Source organism: Pseudoalteromonas sp. NZS71_1 (genome assembly GCF_015864305.1).
In the GTDB taxonomy this organism is placed as follows: domain Bacteria; phylum Pseudomonadota; class Gammaproteobacteria; order Enterobacterales; family Alteromonadaceae; genus Pseudoalteromonas; species Pseudoalteromonas arctica.
On record NZ_JADYXM010000004.1, the window covers coordinates 136,145 to 155,253 of the forward strand.

General features: G+C 39.2%; 16 protein-coding genes. 3 read left to right on the forward strand and 13 right to left on the reverse strand.

Going from position 1 to position 19,109, the window contains the following annotated elements; translation table 11 throughout:
* Window positions 1-119 precede the first annotated feature (119 nt).
* The 10 genes from uspE to ccoN all read right to left on the reverse strand — a co-directional run bounded on the left by uspE (window position 120) and on the right by ccoN (window position 9,151).
* Window positions 120-1,046, reverse strand: coding sequence for a universal stress protein UspE (uspE, locus tag I6F43_RS08255; RefSeq protein WP_166376155.1), 927 nt, complete (start codon window positions 1,044-1,046; stop codon window positions 120-122).
* Between the two features lie 103 nt (window positions 1,047-1,149).
* Window positions 1,150-1,887: an FNR family transcription factor gene (locus I6F43_RS08260; RefSeq protein ID WP_197101811.1), complete on the reverse strand. Its 738-nt coding sequence runs from the start codon at window positions 1,885-1,887 to the stop codon at window positions 1,150-1,152.
* A 67-nt stretch (window positions 1,888-1,954) separates the two neighbouring features.
* Window positions 1,955-2,626 carry a sulfite exporter TauE/SafE family protein gene (locus I6F43_RS08265; protein WP_197101813.1) on the reverse strand — a complete coding sequence of 224 codons (672 nt, stop codon included), beginning with the start codon at window positions 2,624-2,626 and terminating at the stop codon, window positions 1,955-1,957.
* Window positions 2,619-2,786 carry a cbb3-type cytochrome oxidase assembly protein CcoS gene (ccoS, locus tag I6F43_RS08270; protein ID WP_002963071.1) on the reverse strand — a complete coding sequence of 56 codons (168 nt, stop codon included), beginning with the start codon at window positions 2,784-2,786 and terminating at the stop codon, window positions 2,619-2,621. Before ccoS ends, I6F43_RS08265 begins: the two co-directional genes overlap by 8 nt.
* Entirely contained in the window at window positions 2,783-5,158 is a 2,376-nt protein-coding gene (locus I6F43_RS08275; protein ID WP_197101815.1) for a heavy metal translocating P-type ATPase, read from the reverse strand. Before I6F43_RS08275 ends, ccoS begins: the two co-directional genes overlap by 4 nt.
* An 8-nt stretch (window positions 5,159-5,166) precedes the next feature.
* Window positions 5,167-5,658 carry a FixH family protein gene (locus tag I6F43_RS08280; protein ID WP_101216175.1) on the reverse strand — a complete coding sequence of 164 codons (492 nt, stop codon included), beginning with the start codon at window positions 5,656-5,658 and terminating at the stop codon, window positions 5,167-5,169.
* Window positions 5,659-5,807: 149 nt separating this feature from the next.
* On the reverse strand, window positions 5,808-6,842 hold the full coding sequence (ccoP, locus tag I6F43_RS08285) for a cytochrome-c oxidase, cbb3-type subunit III (protein ID WP_197101817.1): 1,035 nt from the start codon (window positions 6,840-6,842) through the stop codon (window positions 5,808-5,810).
* Window positions 6,839-7,024 carry a cbb3-type cytochrome oxidase subunit 3 gene (locus I6F43_RS08290; RefSeq protein ID WP_010554061.1) on the reverse strand — a complete coding sequence of 62 codons (186 nt, stop codon included), beginning with the start codon at window positions 7,022-7,024 and terminating at the stop codon, window positions 6,839-6,841. Before I6F43_RS08290 ends, ccoP begins: the two co-directional genes overlap by 4 nt.
* Before the next feature lie 6 nt (window positions 7,025-7,030).
* Window positions 7,031-7,705, reverse strand: a complete 675-nt coding sequence (gene ccoO, locus I6F43_RS08295) for a cytochrome-c oxidase, cbb3-type subunit II (protein WP_010554062.1) — start codon at window positions 7,703-7,705, stop codon at window positions 7,031-7,033.
* 12 nt (window positions 7,706-7,717) lie between these two features.
* Complete coding sequence (gene ccoN / locus I6F43_RS08300) at window positions 7,718-9,151, reverse strand: cytochrome-c oxidase, cbb3-type subunit I (RefSeq protein WP_007585649.1); 1,434 nt, start codon at window positions 9,149-9,151, stop codon at window positions 7,718-7,720.
* Between the two features lie 338 nt (window positions 9,152-9,489).
* On the opposite strand from ccoN, the gene I6F43_RS08305 reads away from it, so the two are divergent.
* The 3 genes from I6F43_RS08305 (at window position 9,490) to I6F43_RS08315 (ending at window position 14,437) form a co-directional block, all read left to right on the forward strand.
* Window positions 9,490-9,915, forward strand: coding sequence for a hypothetical protein (locus I6F43_RS08305; RefSeq protein ID WP_169043470.1), 426 nt, complete (start codon window positions 9,490-9,492; stop codon window positions 9,913-9,915).
* 614 nt (window positions 9,916-10,529) lie between these two features.
* Window positions 10,530-12,980, forward strand: a complete 2,451-nt coding sequence (locus I6F43_RS08310) for a TonB-dependent receptor (protein ID WP_007585660.1) — start codon at window positions 10,530-10,532, stop codon at window positions 12,978-12,980.
* Window positions 12,981-13,084: 104 nt separating this feature from the next.
* Entirely contained in the window at window positions 13,085-14,437 is a 1,353-nt protein-coding gene (locus I6F43_RS08315; RefSeq protein ID WP_007585662.1) for a hypothetical protein, read from the forward strand.
* 49 nt (window positions 14,438-14,486) lie between these two features.
* On the opposite strand, the gene I6F43_RS08320 is transcribed toward I6F43_RS08315, so the two are convergent.
* From I6F43_RS08320 to mfd, 3 genes are read right to left on the reverse strand one after another with little or no spacing between them, the layout of a single operon-like run.
* Window positions 14,487-14,741 carry a hypothetical protein gene (locus I6F43_RS08320; RefSeq protein WP_007585664.1) on the reverse strand — a complete coding sequence of 85 codons (255 nt, stop codon included), beginning with the start codon at window positions 14,739-14,741 and terminating at the stop codon, window positions 14,487-14,489.
* Window positions 14,742-14,760: 19 nt separating this feature from the next.
* Window positions 14,761-15,597 (reverse strand): peptidoglycan binding protein CsiV, encoded by an 837-nt coding sequence (locus tag I6F43_RS08325; RefSeq protein ID WP_024608292.1) that lies wholly within the window; start codon window positions 15,595-15,597, stop codon window positions 14,761-14,763.
* A complete protein-coding gene (gene mfd / locus I6F43_RS08330) occupies window positions 15,597-19,070 on the reverse strand; it encodes a transcription-repair coupling factor (RefSeq protein ID WP_197101819.1) in 3,474 nt (1,157 codons plus the stop codon). The genes I6F43_RS08325 and mfd overlap by 1 nt, the downstream gene beginning before the upstream one ends.
* Between the last annotated feature and the right edge of the window lie 39 nt (window positions 19,071-19,109).

Genomic DNA, 19,109 nt, shown 5'->3' on the forward strand with positions numbered 1-19,109 from the left:
GGCGTATTATACCCAAACCACCTGAATATGCGAGTTTAGGATGTAATTAAAATTGATTTAAACGTGCCTTATTAACACGTAAAAATAACTCGCTTATAACTTGCACATAAAGCTTAAAATTAATCCTTTGCCATAGGGCTCACGTAACCATCGGGTTTGAGTGCCAGTACATCACAGTCTAGGCTATCAATTACATGCTCTGCTGTATTACCTACAAGAGCGGCACTTAAGCCCGTGCGACCTACGGTACCAATAACAACTAATTCGCTATTTAACCGCTTCGCTACATCAGGGATTACATCCTCTGGCAGGCCTTCTTCAATAAAACATTGCTCTGGGTTTAAATTAAACTCTGCAGCAAGTGCATTGGTTGATTCATGATGATGCTTTTTAACTGATTCGTTATAAAGTCCTGGGTTAAACTCAGGAATTTCGATGGCAATATTAATAGGAGTTGCAGGGTAGGCATTAACTAAATTAAGTTTTGCGTTGGCAAGTTCACATAAATATTGTGCGTCTTTAATAACGCGTTTATTAAGTGCTACATGTTCTTCGTTTTCACTAACCGCATTTACAGCAGCTAAAATATTACCGTTTGCTGGCCATGCCATTTCTTTTACAAATAATACCGGAGCGGGGCATTTGCGTACTAAGTGCCAATCTGTCGGGGTAAAAATAACTGATTTAAGTGCGCCATGTTGATGTGTGCCTTTAATTACTAAATCGTACTTTTGATCAATTACAGTATCGATTATGGCTTCGTAAGGGCGATTATGCCAAACCACTTGGGTTTCAATATTTATATCTTTGTAAGGGGAAACTAAATCGTTTAGCCATAGCTGGCGATCTTTTAGTACGGCATCGCGCATTGCTTCGCGTTCATCGCCAGATAGCATAGTCGTCATTTCGTAAGAGAAGTCGTAAACCGTCATAAAGGCGGTAATACTTGCGCCAGATTTTTTAGCTAAATCTATTGAACGTGCTAAACCGTGTTGATCATCTTTGGTGGGGTCAATAACCGCAATAATGCGTTTAATAGTGTTCATATGCTACTCCATTTACCTAACGGGTGTACATTTAGTGTAACGTAAATATAAAACAGTTAAAGGGGTAGCATATAAATTGTTGTTCTAAATCAAACTATTTAATTTAGCGAGGCTTAACTATCGCCGCTGTTTTAGCCAAGGCATCATTATCTAAAATTGTAATAAATTTACCCTCTACTTTAATTAAGTCAGCTTTTTGAAAACGACTCAATAAACGGCTAATGGTTTCTACTGTTAGACCTAAGTAATTACCAATTTCACCGCGAGTCATTGTAAATCTAAATTCTTTACGCGAGAAACCACGCTCACCAAAACGCTCCGACAAGTTATAAATAAAACTAGCTAAGCGTTCTTCTGCTGATTTTTTATTGAGTAATAACAGCATTTCTTGATCGTAAGTAATCTCGCTACTCATTAAACGCATTATTTGTTGGCGAAGTTTTGGTAATTTTCCTGATAGTTCATCAAGAGTATCGAATGGGATTTCGCATACCATTGACGTTTCAAGTGCTTGCGAAAAACTGGGATGAGTCATTTTACTTATTGCGTCAAAACCAACTAGGTCGCCCGCTAAATGAAAGCCGGTAATTTGCTCATCACCTCGCTCCGATAACGTGTACGATTTAAATGAACCAGAACGAACCGCATAAATAGCCTGTAAAGGTGCACCTGATTCAAATAGATAGTCGCCTTTATGGAGTGGTTTTTTTCGCTCAATAATTTCGTCAAGCTTGTCCATTTCTTGGCCATTGAGTGAAAATGGCAAACACAATTGACTAATACTGCAGTTATTACAGCTAATAGCACAATTACCTTTAGCGCGACTTTGAAAGAAATCCATAATTTAATCCGTTTAAATTTTTATACACGACTGCAAAATAACCTTAAAGGTTAATAATGCGAATAGATTAATGTACCAGTTTGTCAGTTGCAATAATCAATAAGTAGATACCATACCAAATTATAACACTGCCTAATACAATTCGGGTCCATGGATGGTTAATAATAGTATTTAGTTTTTGCGCGGTAATGCCTAATGTGATCATCGCGGGAAAAGTACCCAAAGCAAAGCAAAGCATAACTAAGGCACCGTCAAGGGCACTTGGGCTGGTCATCGCCCATGTAAGCGCTGAGTATACAAGTCCGCATGGCAGCCATCCCCACAAAGCACCATAACCTAGGGCTTTAAAAGGAGAGTTAATAGGCATTAAATATTTATTTAGTTTAACAATGTGTTGCCACACCAAGGTTTTACCAATTTTCTCTAACCATTGCAAAGTAGGGCCCAAGCGCATTATATACACGCCAACGAGGAGCATAAAAATAGCTGCAATGAACGAAAGTACTAAAGAGAAGGAGGTGTTTTGCCTTGCAAATTGGCTGCTAATACCAGCAACAAGTGCACCTGCAGCCATATAGCTCAGTGCACGTCCAATATTATAAGCAAGTGAATAGGTAAATGTTTTACGTTTGTCACTTGCCAGTTGTAATGAGCTTGCAATACCACCACACATAGCAATGCAATGACCGCTACCGATTAGTCCCATTAAAAATGCGCTGGTATAAAGAGGGTCAATCATTACTTTTGTTATGTTGCTCTTTGTCATCTTCAAACAAAATACTATGACCTTGCTTGTTTAAATCCGAAAACTGCTCGCTTTTCACTGCCCAAAAGAAAACACCAATAGCAATAATGACGAACAAAATGGCGATAGGGATCAAAATGTAAATTATGCTCATAACTTTAATAGCCTTAGTGAATTACTAATCACAATAATTGAGCTGGCAGACATGCCAATAACAGCCATCCAAGGAGCAACTAAGCCCAGCGCTGCCAGTGGTAATATTGAAGCATTATACAATAAAGACAGCGCAAGATTTTGCTTAATAATACGTCTGGTTTGTTTTGCTACATTAAGTAAGTGACCAATGGAGGCTAAATCGCTATTAAGAAGCACTACATCGGCGCTATTTTTTGATATGTCTGCACCGGTTTCCATAGCAATAGATAAGTGCGCACTAGCAAATACCGGGCTGTCGTTTACACCATCACCTACCATTGCAACGACTTCATTTTGTGAAGACCATTGCTCAACGGCGGTTTGTTTATCTTGTGGAGAACATCCAAATTGCACACTTTCAAGTTTAAGTTGCTTAGCTACTTTTTGCCCAGCATCTGACGCGTCACCGGTTAACATGTGACAGGTTAAGTTTTGCGATTGAAGTGAGTCTATGAGCTTTTTAGCATCGCTTTTTACTTTATCAACAAAGTAAAAGCGTGCAACAACTTGCTTATTTATATACAAGCTCGCTTGTGCATTCGATTTTTTGCTATTAAACCAACCACTTTTACCAATTGCGTAATGATTAGTTGCATCTTGTGCGCTAATTCCCAGCCCTGGATGTACTTCAACGTTATTAAGACTGCGGTGAGCTGGCGTAAACTCATCAAATGCACTGGCGATAGGGTGTTCAGAATAACGCTCTAGCATGGCTGCCATATCTAGCACTTGCGCTTTTGTATATTGTTTATCGATTATATCTACTTCATCAAGGCTAAATTTACCTTGCGTAAGTGTGCCTGTTTTATCAAATGCAAATAAAGTGATTTGTGAGAGTGTTTCGAGCACATGTGCTTGTTTTATTAATACGCCTTTTCGAGTAAGTGTTGCCACTGCACATGTAAGCGCGGTGGGTATCGCTAAACTCAGCGCACACGGGCAGGTAGCAACTAAAACCGAAATGGTGATCCAAAATGCGTGCTCAGGATCAATTTGGTACCAGCCGATCGCTGTAAGTGAAGCAAATACAAGCAAACAAGCTATGAACCACTGCGCAACTTTATCTGTAATTTCAACTAGTTTAGGGCGCTTGGTTAATGCGTTGTGTTGCAAGCGTATAATTTGATTTAAAAGTGTATTTTGGCCAATTTTATTAATTTTTATTTCAATAACGCCGTCGTGGTTAACGCACCCGGCATAGACATTATGGCCAATAAATTTTGTAACAGGCTGATGTTCCCCCGTCATCATTGATTCATCAACCGTAGTCTTACCTTTAATGAGTTCGCCATCAGCAGGAATTGTCTCACCCGCTTTAATAAGTACTACGTCATTAAGTTTTAGTTTTTTGGCTGCAATTATAAGCTCTTCGCCACTTTCGTTAATGGTGCGGGCTGTTAATGGTAATAGTTTTTGTAAGTTTGCAGTAAACTCGCTCGCTTTTAAACGCGCTCTAAATTCAAGATATTTACCTAATAACAGTAAAAAGGTAAACATGCATACAGATTCAAAATACACTTCGCCGACTTGCATAAATGTGGCGTAACAACTTGCACCAAATGCGCCAAAAATAGCCAGTGATACGGGTAAATCCATATTGAGCTGTTTTGCTTTTAAGCCATTTATAGCATTGGTTAAAAAGGGCAGTGCGCTATATAAAATAACCGGGGAGGCCAGTACCAAGCTGATCCATCTAAAATACTGCTCAAAGTTACTGTCCATGCCTGAAAACATGCCAAAGTACATGGCGAACGCAAACATCATTACTTGCATGGTCATTAAGCCTGCAACACCTAAGCGGCGAATATAGGCTTTGGCAGTTTGTTGCTTTTGCTTAGCTTCAATATCTGATTGAAACGGGTAGGCTTTGTAGCCAATTTTAGCTAGGGAAGTAATAACTTCACTCAATGGGGTGGTGGTTTTGTCCCATTGAATCATCGCGCGGTTGGTCGATGTATTTACATCAACACGTTTTACTGAGGTTAAATTTAAGAGTTGTTTTTCGATAAGCCATGCACAAGCGGCACAGGTTATACCTTCAACGCTCAATAATACCTCTGAGATATTATCGTTAGTGGCTATAAATTCGTCTTGAATGTCTTCGTTGTCATAACTTTTTATAAATGCGAGTTGCTCAGGTACCAGCTGTTCGACCTTTCCAGCACGAACCGTTCGGTATTTATAATAATCGGTCATACCTTGATCAACAATATTTTGCGCAACAGCTTGGCAGCCAATGCAACACATTGGCTGAGCTTTATCGTCAATTATAACGTTTGCGCTAAATCCGTTTGGCACACTTTCAAGGCAATGAAAGCAAGAGTTAGACATAGTTATTACTACTTATAATTAGGAGTAACTAAAACGGTTTGTTCAGTTGGTAACGTTATATTTTCTTTCATTTTCCAACTGCCATCTATTGGCTCAATAAATACTGAGTAGGCGCCTTGTGTATACTCATTAAGTAATGCAGTAAATTCCTGATTGGCATTAGGAGTAAGTGTTGCTTCAAAGTCATGCGCTTTAATGGTGCGATGATAAAACGAGAGCTTTAATACATGCACGTTACTGCTGTCGCCTTTTGTAAACTTAAAGCTTACGCGGTCGTTGGTTACATTTAATTCGCCATGTAAATAAAGTGCTTTTGCTTTTTCAAACTTAGTCAGTTCTAAGTTTATTGCTTTACCTTTTTTGTAGTAGTCGTCAACAACCATATCTGGACCGTTACCTATTGCCGTAATAAATAAGCTAATACAGCCAATAATGGCAACTAACGGAAAAAAGATTAAAAACCAAGGCCAAAAATTTTTATACCACGGAGTAGGTTGCATAGTGTCTCTAAAATTAGTTTAGGAAGTGTTATTTTATAGGAATTATACGTAAAAGACTAAAAAAAAGCCTCACAGTGGAGGCTTTTTTGATCTGGATTAATCTATTGAATTAAATAAATTAATTTATAAACATTTTATTAACCGCGTGCTTATTTATCTTGCGATAAACTGTAAACATAGGCAGTTAATAAGTGAATCTTATCTTCACCTAAAATGTCTTTCCATGCAGGCATTACACCGGCACGGCCGTGGTTAAGAGTTTCTTCAACAGCACGTTGAGAACCACCATATAACCAAATGTTATCAGTCAGGTTAGGCGCGCCAAACGGTAGGTTATGTGCAACCGACCCTTTACCGTCAGCACCATGACATGCGGCACACATTGCAAACTTAGCGGCGCCTGCGTCTGCGTCTTTTTGGTTAACAGTACGACCAGAAAGGCTCAGCACATGTGCTGTCATTTCTTTAACGCCTTGTTCGCCAAGAGCAGGACCCCAAGCTGGCATTGCTGCAATACGACCATAAAGAAGTGTTTCTTTAATTTTGTCAGGTGTTCCGCCATATAACCAATCTTTATCAGTTAGGTTAGGGAAGCCAGTACCACCACGTGCATCAGAGCCATGACATTGCGCACAGTTTTGTGAAAATAAACGCTGACCAATTTCAATGGCTACTTGACCATCTGTTTGCTCATGTTTATTACCATTATCAAGCGCTATTTGCTGTGCTGCATCACCTTCAAATTTAGAACTAACTAAATCTAAAACGGGTACTTGTGCAAGTTTATTAAAAATAGGACCAAAGCGCTCTTCTGCAGCTTCGTACTCTTTATCAAGTTTCACAAAGCGTCCATCCGCTTTTGCCTCTGCAACTGCTTTTTTAGATTCAGCTAAAGAGGTAATACCTTGATTAGAACTAGTCCATTTACCTAAACCTTCCCAGTTGCCTAAACCTGGGTAAGCTGCAAGGTAATATACTGACCAAATGAAAGTTGCGAAAAACATGTACGTCCACCATTTTGGTAGTGGATTATTTAGCTCTTCAATGCCGTCAAATTCATGTCCACAGCTTTCACCTTCTTCTACGCCTGCATAGTTTTTTAAGTTCCAAACTAATAAGCCAAAGATGATGCATAAGCATGCAAGGGTTAATACAATAACCCAAATACTCCAAAAGCTAGTCATTTTTCAGACTCCTTTTCCTCGTTAGAGAGCGTGTTGTCATGTTTTTTTTCATCTTCAAAAATGGCATTAGCAGCACTGTCAAAACGAGTTTTGCTTCGCTTGCTATATGCCCATGCAACAATCACAATAAACAATACTAAAATTACCAGAGTCAAAATACCTCTGTATGTTCCGTAATCCATAATTTTTTACTTCAAGTGGGTACCAAGTTGCTGTAAATACGCGATGAGAGCTTGGATTTCTGTTGCGCCTTTGCCATCATTCATAGCATTAACTTTATCAACATCTGCTTGAAGCTCTGCATCATCGCCATAACCTAAACCCGGATGTTTTGGGTTTTCTGGGTTAATAGCAAAAGTATCACGGAAAAGTTGTAGTTTTTTCAGAGTAAGGCTTGTATCAACCGTATTCTCTGCTAACCAAGGAAAGCCTGGCATGTTTGACTCGGGAACCACAGCACGTGGATCAACTAAGTGAGCATAATGCCAATCGTCCGAGTAGCGCTTACCAACACGAGCCAAGTCAGGACCAGTACGTTTAGAACCCCATAAAAACGGATGATCCCATACTGATTCGCCTGCTACAGAGTAGTGACCATAACGCTCAACTTCATCACGAAAAGGACGAATCATTTGTGAGTGACAGTTAGAACAACCTTCACGTACGTAAAGGTCGCGGCCTTCCATTTCTAAAGCGTTAAGAGGGCGTAAACCCTCCACTGGTTTAGTTGTATCGTCTTGAAACATTAGCGGAGTGATCTCAACTAACGCGCCAAAGCTAATAGCAAAAACAGTCAGAATAGCCATAAGGCCAACGTTCTTTTCTACTATTTCATGTTTGTTTTGTGAATTTTTCTTGCTCATCATCTCACTCCGTTATGCTAATTGTGCTTGCGCGTCTAGTTTCAGAGATTCTTTCTCAGCTGAAATAGTGCGGTAAACGTTATAAGCCATAACTAACATACCCGTTACGATGAATACACCGCCTACAAAGCGCATGATATAGAAAGGATGCGACGCTTCTAAAGACTGCACAAAGCTGTACATTAATGTACCGTCAGCATTTACTGCACGCCACATTAGACCTTGCATTACACCTGAAATCCACATTGCAACAATGTATAAAACAACACCTACAGTGTGTAACCAGAAGTGGGTATTAACTAATTTAACGCTATACATACGACCTTGCGCGAATAACGCAGGAATTAGGTGGTAAATAGCACCAATTGAAATCATAGCAACCCAACCTAGTGCACCTGAGTGTACGTGGCCGATTGTCCAATCTGTGTAGTGAGATAACGCATTTACAGATTTAATTGCCATCATTGGACCTTCAAACGTAGACATACCGTAGAAAGACAATGAAACAACTAAGAAGCGTAGTACTGGATCAGTACGTAGTTTATGCCACGCGCCAGATAGCGTCATAATACCGTTAATCATACCACCCCAAGATGGTACAAATAGGATAATAGACATAACCATACCTAAACTTTGCGTCCAATCAGGAAGCGCTGTGTAGTGAAGGTGATGAGGACCAGCCCAGATATATAATGAAATTAGAGCCCAAAAGTGAACTACCGATAAACGGTATGAGTACACTGGACGACCTGCTTGTTTAGGTACAAAGTAATACATCATACCCAAGAAACCAGCAGTAAGTAGGAAACCTACAGCGTTATGACCGTACCACCACTGAACCATAGCATCTACCGCACCCGCATAGATTGAATATGATTTAGTTAACGACACAGGCACTGCCATACTGTTTACAATATGAAGTACTGCAACAGTGATAATAAAGCCAGCGTAGAACCAGTTAGCAACATAAATATGCGACACTTTACGCTTAATTAAAGTACCAAAGAATACAATAGCGTAAACAATCCAAACCACAGCGATTAAAATATCGATTGGCCATTCAAGTTCTGCGTATTCTTTTGAGCTAGTAATACCAAGTGGTAATGTAATTACTGCTAATACAATAACTAGCTGCCAGCCCCAAAATGAAAAGGCGGCGAGTTTGTCTGAGAAAAGACGCGTTTGACAAGTACGTTGTACGACGTAATAAGACGTCGCAAAAAGTGCACTGGTACCAAATGCGAAAATTACTGCGTTCGTGTGTAACGGACGTAGTCGAGAGTAAGTTAACCATGGTGTATCAAAGTTAAGTGCTGGCCAAGCTAATTGGGCAGCAATCAGAACCCCAATACTCATGCCAACGATGCCCCAAATCACTGTCATAATAGCGAATTGGCGTACAACCTTATAGTTATACTCAGTTTGTGATGCTACTGTTTGGCTCATTTTCTGGCTTCCGCTGCAATAAATGCGTTTAGAAATGAATTACCCACCTTTAAAAGTGGGGCCTACTATTTTCTCAAGCGTGTTATCTAAAACTTTCAATACATGAAAGCTTCAGAAAAAAACTTGAGAAACCCTTATTTTTTGCGGGTGAAATGATAAATTTTTTGGCCTAAAAAAGATAGGTCAATTACATAAAATTATGACATCAATCAATGTTTGTGAGCTTGTTGTTTATTTTTTGATACAGTTTGTGCCTAATTTGGCTTAATAGTAACACTCGCACTTGTTATTTGCAGTCGCGATTATTAGTATTTGTTTTTCTTTAGTGCGAAATTGTTATGCTTATATATAGATTAAGTTTATTCACGGCGGTATTTTTTTTATTAACAGCGTGTGATTTTTCCAAAAATACAGGTGAAAAGTTTCTAAAAAATGCCACATGCACAGCCAATTTGCCTTGTACTTTTTCAAATGATGTTAAAGTATGGTTAAGCGAGAAAACCCTTTCTCCCGAAACTCCATTTACTATTTTTAGTGATTTACCAACAAACCTTACAATTGAAGATGCCAAGCTTAAAGGCATTACTATGTATATGGGTTACATTCCTCAGCAATTTAAAAAACATAATGGCCTGTGGCAGAGTAATACCATGGTTGGCATTTGTTCTGAGCAAAATATGCTCTGGAATTTAGAGCTAACAGTTAAAGATAATACAACCTCTTTAATACAAACACTAAATTACTCTTTTTATGTAACGTATTAGGCTTAATACCTAACTTTCATGCAATCCATTTACCATTAGCAATTTGCATTGTTATCCATACGATTATTTAAGCGAGAAGATCACTAAAACTGCTATTTGAATCAAGTAGCCAATTAAGTTTTTATAATATGAAACTAATTCAATAAAGACACAGTTTTAATTGTGGCTGAACAAAAAGTCTAATCAAAAAAACCGCAAAGTAGTCAAATAAAGCTATTTAAGCACCAAACATGCGTAAATTCGGTTAGTAATTAACATTTAGTTTTGCGGTTTTAATAATTTGCTGTGATTAACTTGTTAATTTATCTGAATTTGGTACATAATTCGATTAGTTACATTGAATTACAAAGTTGACCAGTTTGGTTTCAACTGTGTTATTTAAGTATCTTAAATTGTTTATGCTATTGATATTTAAATGTATTTATTCATTAACAATGAAACAAGTTGTAACGTATGTCCCCAAAAGAGTTGTTCTATTTTGTTGGTTGATAAAAAACGCACTGGCGTTAAGTTTTCGTTCAGTTAAAAGCGCCTAAGTTGCCCATCTGACTCACTATTCTTATAACAAGTGAGCATTACCAATAAAGGTAAACTTCAACAAGTAGGGTTCTTTCATGAAAAAATCAACTCTTGGCTTAGCTGTAATTGCAGCAATACCAATGTTCTCAAGTGTGCAAGTTTTAGCGGCTGACGAAGCAGCTACATCAATTGAAAAAATTCAGGTGACGGGCTCTCGTATTAACCGTACTGATATGGAAACAGCAAGCCCAATCACAGTTATCGGTGATGACTTCATTGCAAAAAGTGGTTTCACATCTGTTGCTGACATACTTTCTACTCAGCCATCAGCTGCTGGTATTAGCTTAGGCGCTTCAAGTAATAATGGTTCTGGCGGTTCAGCAACAGTAAACTTACGTGGTATGGGTTCACAACGTACGTTAGTACTCCTAAACGGTCGTCGTATGGTTTCTTCAGGTACCGGCGCAGATTCTTCTGTTGATTTAAATACCATTCCTGTAGCAATGATCAAATCTATCGAAATCTTAAAAGACGGCGCGTCTGCAGTATATGGCTCTGATGCTATTGCTGGTGTTGTTAACATCATAACAAAGAAAGATTTTGAAGGTTCAGAGTTAAACGTTGAAGGCAGCCGCACTACAAAAGGTGATGGCAATAACTACGGTGTTAGTTTATTACACGGAATGAATATTGCCGATGGCAACTTAGTTGTTGGTGCTCAATACTCAAACCGTGGTGAAGTAATTCAGTCGGATCGTCGTTTTGTAGAGCCTGGCGAGTCTTCATTTATCCCTGAAGGAACACTGGGCGGCAGAACTTACCAGGGTAATGGTGTTTTTGCAGATAGAACTACTTCATACGACTTTACAACATCAAGCTATGCTCAAACACCTAATGAGCTATACAGCTTATTTACTAGTTTTGACAAAGAGCTAGACTCAGACACTACATTTAATGTTGATTTGATGTATACACGTCGTGAATCTAATCAACAACTTGCACCACAACCAGCAAGTATTGATTTAAGTACTTCTAGCTTGGATTCAACTTACACAGATAGCTTCCGTGACGCAGATACAGGCGATCTTGCTGACTCTTTAGAGTACAGAAGAAGAATGGTTGATGCTGGTCCTCGTATTTATGAGCAAGAAACTGACACTTACCGTGTATCTGTTGCATTACAAGGTTTATTAGATAACGATGCAAGCTGGGATGTAAGTGCAACTTACGGTCGTAATGACTCAAAAGATAAAGTTCAAAACTCAATTAATGCAAGTCGAGTTGAAGAAAGCATTTATGCAAACCAAGCTCTTTGGTTCAGCGGTGATTCTTTAGATCGTAGCTTATTAACATCTAACGATTCAATTTATACTGAGTCAAACGAAGGTGGTAACGAGCAATTTATTCTTTCAGCTGGTTATAGCGCAGTAACAGAAAGTGATATTGGTTACGCAATCGGTGTAGAAAACCGCTTTGAAAGTGGTTACTACACACCAGATCTAATTACTCAGCTTGGTGAGAGCACAGCTGCACAACAAGATCCAACTGAAGGTGATTTCTCAGTACAGTCTATCTACTTTGAAACATCTATGCCGGTATTAGAGACTGTTACCCTTGAAGGTGCTGCTCGCTACGATAACTACTCTACCTTTGGTGGCGAAACAACGTGGAAACTTGGTGCAACGTGGAATGTAACTGAAGAGTTTATGGTTCGTTCTGTATTAGCTACTGGCTTTAGAGCACCAAACGTATCAGAACTGTTTGGTGGTAACTCAGGTTCGTACGATTACCTAGCTGATCCATGGGGCAACGAACAAGATGCTCAAATACTTGTAAACTACACAAGTGATAACGATCTTAAAGCCGAAGAAAGTCGCTCTTTCACTTTTGGTATGGTTTGGGAAGTAGCTGACGGTTTATCAACAACTCTAGATTACTGGAAGTTTGATATTACTAATGCGATTACTCGCTTAGATGTTCAAAACGAAATGAATAGCTGTTTTGCAGGTGACTCAGAATCATGTTCATCAGTAAACATTACACAATCTGGTGACTTATCTAACCTAAGTTCAGCACTTACTAACGTAGGTTCTCAAGAAACGTCAGGTGTTGATTGGAATATTAGCTACTCTGCAGATAACTACCGTATAAACCTTGATACAACTTATTTAATTAAGTTTGAAGAAGATGACATTAATTATACAGGTACTATTGATGGCAACATCGGTGGTTACTCTAAAATAAAGTCTAACCTTTCAGTTAATTACGATCTAACTGATTCATTAAATATCCTTTATAACGCAAGATTCCTTCGTGGAATGGATGGTGACTACTACGGTGAAAACTTTAGTACTGACAACGTTATTTACCACGATATTTCAATGAGCTACAACTTGAATGATGCATTACGATTTACTGGTGGCATGAACAACATTTTCGATAAAGAGCCTGAGAAAGTATTAGGTGGTAACGATATGGGTACTGTTCCAGAAGTTTATGATGTAATTGGTTCACGTGTTTTTGCAAGTGTAAACTACAAGTTTTAACTAGCACATTAATCGTATTAAGGCTCAGTATTTACTGAGCCTTTTTTATTGAACAAAACAAAGGAGACAAGTACACTAAAACGATATTTTAGAAGGAGAACTGATTGTTAAAACAAGATGAAAACTTATCTTTTGTCATTGAACCAGAGCTAACTCCTCGTTCTGAACAGCGCATAGATCTGTATTTTTCTATCCCTAATGAAATGGGGATTAATCCGCAAACGCTTACCGAAGAATCTTACTTTAATAACCACTTTAAATCGCATTTAGCCTACAATGCTAACAATATACACTTGCCATTAGTACGAAGCCGTTTTGTTAGTAAAAACAAAGGTGAGCAGCAAGATTACCGTCAAAACCTTAATTTATTTTGTTACCAAGTGCGTTTAGCCCTTGATGCCGACATTAAAGACGCGTTAAAAATTGATGAAGCAGAAGACTTTTATAAACGCGCTAACGAAGTATATGAACAAAGTGAAGGACTTTTAAAAAAGCTGCGTCGCTACACGCCAGATGACGAAAAACTACTTCCATTTTTTACCAATGCTGACAACTATTTAAGTTGGCATGTCGAGCAATCATTTTTAAAGCTTTTAGATGAAGGCCCACGTAGTAGCGATTATGCAAAAGAGCGTAACGATTTACTGCAGTTTTGTAAAAACGAAAATACGTACCGAGCAGAGAAAAGCTACAATTCTGAAACCACCATGCAAGACGCAAATCGAATAACAAATAAAATGCGCTTGTTACAACGTTTAATTGAGCATGGCGTTATATTACAGCGCCAAACGCGTTTTCTTAACAGCTACCTTAAACGATTAGTTAAAGGCACTGTAACAGCTGTTATCATGGCATTTGTGATGGTTGTGATACTTAATGCCCGCTCAACGTTTACTGAAGTCACCGCGACGCTTATTTTAATTTTGGGGGTCATTTACGGACTACGTGAAATATTTAAAGAAGACATTACACGTATGATCTGGCGAGCTATTGTACAAGGGCGACCTAAGTGGCGATTTAGTTTTAAAAATAGTATTACCAAAGACAAAATAGCGAGTCAGCTAATTTGGCTTGAATACACACGCTTTAAAAAAATACCTAAAGAAGTTAGATCTATTTTTTCAAAGCGTCGTCAGCAAAATAAACAAGCCGCGCAGTGGTTACACTTTGCAAGTGAGACACGTGTTAGTGCAAAAGAATTTTTACCCGGTTACGATACACTGCAACAAACACTGCAATTTAGTCTTGCACCATTTGCGCGTTATTTAAAGCGTGGTGAAGGGAAGTTATATCATTTAGATAGTAATAAAATTTCTAAGCAGGCGGTTGAACGGCGCTATCAACTTAACATGGTGCTTGTGCTAACTGAGGAAGATAGAACACTCTACCAACGCTATAAAATAACGTTAAATCGTAGTAAAATCGTTAATATTGAGCTTATCTACTCCAAAAAATGAATTTTAGTAATTAAAAAAGGGACTGATAAAATCAGTCCCTTTTTTAAATTTATTTATTAGCTAAACCATGTTTACTATATAAAGTTACTTTGTTTGATACTAGCGTGATCTCGATATTTTTTGCTTCGTCGCCCCACACACAATTAGTATGCAGTGTTTTTTCAACACAATTATCTGCACTTCCCAAAATGGTTTCAACTTCAGTCTTGTCCATACCTACTTTGATTTTTTCGTAACTCTCAAGACTTACTTTAGAACAAGCCGCAAGGCTTAGTGTAGCTGCGATGATAAGGAGTTTTTTCATTGTTATATCCTACTTAGTATTAATGTTTGAATTTTCTGATTTGGACGATCATGCCCATTCGTGGGTGGTCAAAGTAATGTACTTCACCACTTATTACACGTCTAAACTGAGAAAAGCGGGCTGACTCTATATCGCCATTTTCTAGTTTTTGGCTAATATCAAAATTAGCTGTAATGTATAAATAATGTCGTAAGTGTATTTTAAATAAACCGTCTAGTTCCCATTCTGCTTTTGATTGGTTTGGGTCGTTAAACAGTTCAGGTTGTGAGTTTAATAAACTTACAAAATCAGGATTTGAATAGCTAGGGGTTACGTTGGAATCACTTTTAAGGTGTTTACCTGCTATTAAATGCATACTTGGAGCACGCGATTTACTTGCGCCTTCAAAGCGCCAGCCAGTATGTAGAATAGGTGTTAATCCTTTGCGATCTAGCTGTCGGTACTGCGCTTTAAATTGCAGTTGTTCTGGCGCTAATAAATAAGTTTGCTGCATATCATCTTTAGCGGGTGCTAGAGGTGTTATAGGTAGCTCATCGTAGCTTTGTAGGTAGTTTGTACTGTCACCGCATACACCCGATTGTGGGTTTGAATTAACTAATGAGTCGGTAAAAGAGCGTTTTTGAAAACGCTCATCACCATCTATACATGCTTGCATTGCTTGCTCTGTATAAAGAGGTGTCATTAAATCTAGAGAGTTTTTATCCTCAATAGCTTTGTGCTTAAGTGTAAAATCTTCTTGCAAATACGGAGCAGGGCGCTGCTTAAATACAAGCACCTCAACCTCAAACCAGCGTTCTGCAAATGCAGTGCTGCTAAACAAGCAGCATAAAATAACTAGCGATTTTTTTAGCAACATTAATGGCTAACCTTTTTTTCGAAATCTGCAATCATTGCAGTGACCATTTTTAAGCGTTCGCGAGCGTTAGCTTCACTAATTGCAAAGCGCAGTTTATTTGCGCCATCCATTTTGTACACCTTAGGCGCACTTTGTATCAAACCAATGATGAAGCTAGGGTTAACCTTAGTATCTTGGCTAAACTCAAAGTAACCACCTTTTGGATTTGCCTCAATTTTTGTTATCCCTAAATTACTTGCCTGCATTTTTAATAATTGTAGGCTAAATAGGTTTTTAGCGGCATCAGGCAGTAAACCAAAGCGGTCTATAAGTTCTACCTGTAGTTCATCCATATCATCAAGGTTAGCACAACTAGCAACTCGCTTGTACATACCTAGGCGTGCATTAACATCGTGTATGTAATCATCAGGTAATAGTGCAGCCAGTTTTAAATCTACTTCAGTTTGTTTTTTAAGTAGATTTTCAAGCGTTGGCTCTTTTCCTTCGCGCAGCGCATTTACTGCTTGTTCGAGCATTTCCATATATAAACTAAAGCCGATTGTTTGCATTTGACCTGATTGATCGTCGCCAAGTAACTCACCAGCGCCACGAATTTCTAAATCGTGTGTAGCGAGGGCAAAACCCGCGCCTAAATCTTCCAACGATTCGATTGCTTGTAAGCGTTTACTCGCGTCTTTAGACAGTGCTTTAGGGTCACCTGTGAGTAAATAGGCATACGCTTGATGATGGCTTCGACCAACTCGTCCACGTAATTGGTGTAATTGCGCAAGGCCAAGTTTATCTGCTCTATCCATAATAATGGTGTTGGCTGTCGGTACATCGATACCGGTCTCGATAATCGTGGTACATACCAGCACATTGTATTTTTGATGATAAAAGTCAGTCATTATTTGCTCAAGCTCTTGCTCGCGCATTTGACCATGGGCTGAGGTGACGCTTGCTTCAGGCACCCATTCACTAATTTCTTGCGCAACACGGTCAATAGTTTCCACATTGTTATGCAAAAAGTAAACTTGGCCACCACGTTTAATTTCACGTAGTACAGCTTCGCGTATTAGTTCTACATCGCGTTGGCGTACAAAGGTTTTTACCGCTAAACGTTTAGCCGGTGGCGTTGCGATTATTGATAAATCGCGCATTCCGCTCATGGCCATGTTAAGTGTACGCGGTATTGGCGTTGCAGTTAGTGTGAGTATGTCTACATCGGCACGCAGGGCTTTAATTTTCTCTTTTTGGCGAACACCAAAGCGATGCTCTTCATCAACAATGAGTAAGCCTAAATCGTTAAATTTAATGTCATGCTGAATAAGTTTATGTGTGCCAATAACTATATCGAGTTTACCATTGGCCATTTTTTCAAGTGTGTCTTTTTGCTCTTTAGTGGAGTTAAAGCGCGAAAGTACACCAACTTCAATAGGAAAATCAGCAAAACGATCTTTAAAGTTTTCATAGTGCTGCTGAGCCAGCAAGGTGGTAGGCACTAAAATTGCCACTTGTTTATCATCGTTAACCGCTACAAAAGCAGCGCGCATGGCCACTTCTGTTTTACCAAAGCCTACGTCACCACACACTAAGCGGTCCATGGCTTGCTTTGATTGCATATCACCTAACACCGCTTCTATGGCGTTGCGCTGATCGTCAGTTTCTTCAAACGGGAAGCTATCGCTAAATTGGCGATATGCAGGGGCGTCTAGAGTAAACTTATTACCGGGTTTTGCTTGGCGCTGTGCATAAATGTCGAGTAATTCGGCTGCTACATCGCGAACTTTTTCAGCCGCACGTTTTTTTGCTTTTTCCCATGCATCTGAGCCAAGCTTATGCAGCGGGGCGCTAGCTTCTTCACCGCCAGAGTAACGACTAAGCATATGTAATGCAGATACTGGCACGTACAATTTAGCTTCACTTGCGTAAGTAATCGTTACAAATTCAGTAACTACACCTGCAGCATCAATTGTTTGCAAACCCTGATAACGGCCAACACCATGATCGAGATGCACAACAGGTTGGCCTTCCTTGAGCTCTGCTAAATTACGGATTAGCGCATCTTGGCTGGCTTCGTACTTGTGCTTGCGGCGTCTGCGCTGAGATACTTTTATACCAAGCAGTTCTTGCTCGGTAATAATAGAAAGGCTGGGCTTAGTACCAAGTACTACACTTTGTTCAAGCGGGCTTACTATTAAACCTACATCACTCGCGCTTTTTGTAAATTGTTCGAGTGTTTCAAATTCTTTAAATTTTAAACCGCTTGGTTTTAGAATGCTCAGTAATGATTCGCGACGACCATCGGATTCAACACTGAGTAATATGCGGCCTTTTTTCTTTTTTTGCTCTGCTACATAATTTATAAACGCGGCATAAGGTTCATGCTGCTTATGATCAATTCTAATCGCTGGCAGCTCGCTAACGCTTAAGTTTTTATTGCCCGCTTTAGTACCAAGCTTTGCAAGAGATAAACGAATACGTGCAAAATTGCCTAAATTAGAAAACAGCTCTTCAATAGGCTGATAAAGCGCATTGGGTTCAAGTAATGGACGAAGTGGGTCAACTCTGCGGTTCTCATAGCGTACATTTACATCGTGCCAAAAGGTGTCTGCCGCGTGCTCTAAATCAGCCAGCTGCATAACAGTTGTTGTATCTGGCAAGTAGTCAAAAATAGTCGCTAGCTTTTCAAAAAACAACGGCATGTAGTATTCGATACCAGCAGGCCAGTTACCTTTGCTTACTTGCATGTATACAGAGTCTTGCTGCGAGCTTGCACCAAATTTTTCGCGATAGCTTATTCTAAAACGTTCAATATCAGCGTCGTTAGTAGGAAATTCATGCGCTGGAAGTAGCTCAATTTTATCTACTTTTTCATCAGAACGCTGCGTTTCTACATCAAATAAGCGAATTGTGTCGAGTTCGTCATCAAAAAAATCGAGTCTAAATGGATGCGGGCTACCCATTGGGTATAAGTCAACGATAGAGCCGCGTATAGCGTATTCGCCGTGCTCCATTACTTGTTGAACATTTAAATAACCAGCTTGTTCTAAGTTGTCACGAAAGTTATGTGTGTCTAGCTTGTCGCCCACTTTAAAGTTTATTGTTGAACCGTAAATAAATGAGGCCGGGGCTGTGCGCAACATTAAAGTTGATACAGGCACAATTAACACACTTTGTTGTTCTTTTTTTAAGGTGTTTAAAGTAGCCAAACGGGCTGAAATAATATCTTGATGGGGAGAAAAGTGATCGTATGGCAGAGTTTCCCAATCAGGAAATACCATGACTGGGTTATCGGGTAATAAATATTCTAACTCTGTTTCAAGGCGTAGTGCGCTTGGTGTATCAGGCGTAACAATCAAGACTAAGTTGTCTTGTTGTTTAACGCCTTCAGCAATGGCAATACTTAAACCACTTCCGCTTAGCTGGCCCCATTGAATTTTATCTTTTTGAGATTTTACCCAAGGCAAGGCTGCCCATTGCTCAAACGCCATTTATTACTCCATTTATAGTTGGCTCTTAGCAAGTAAGAG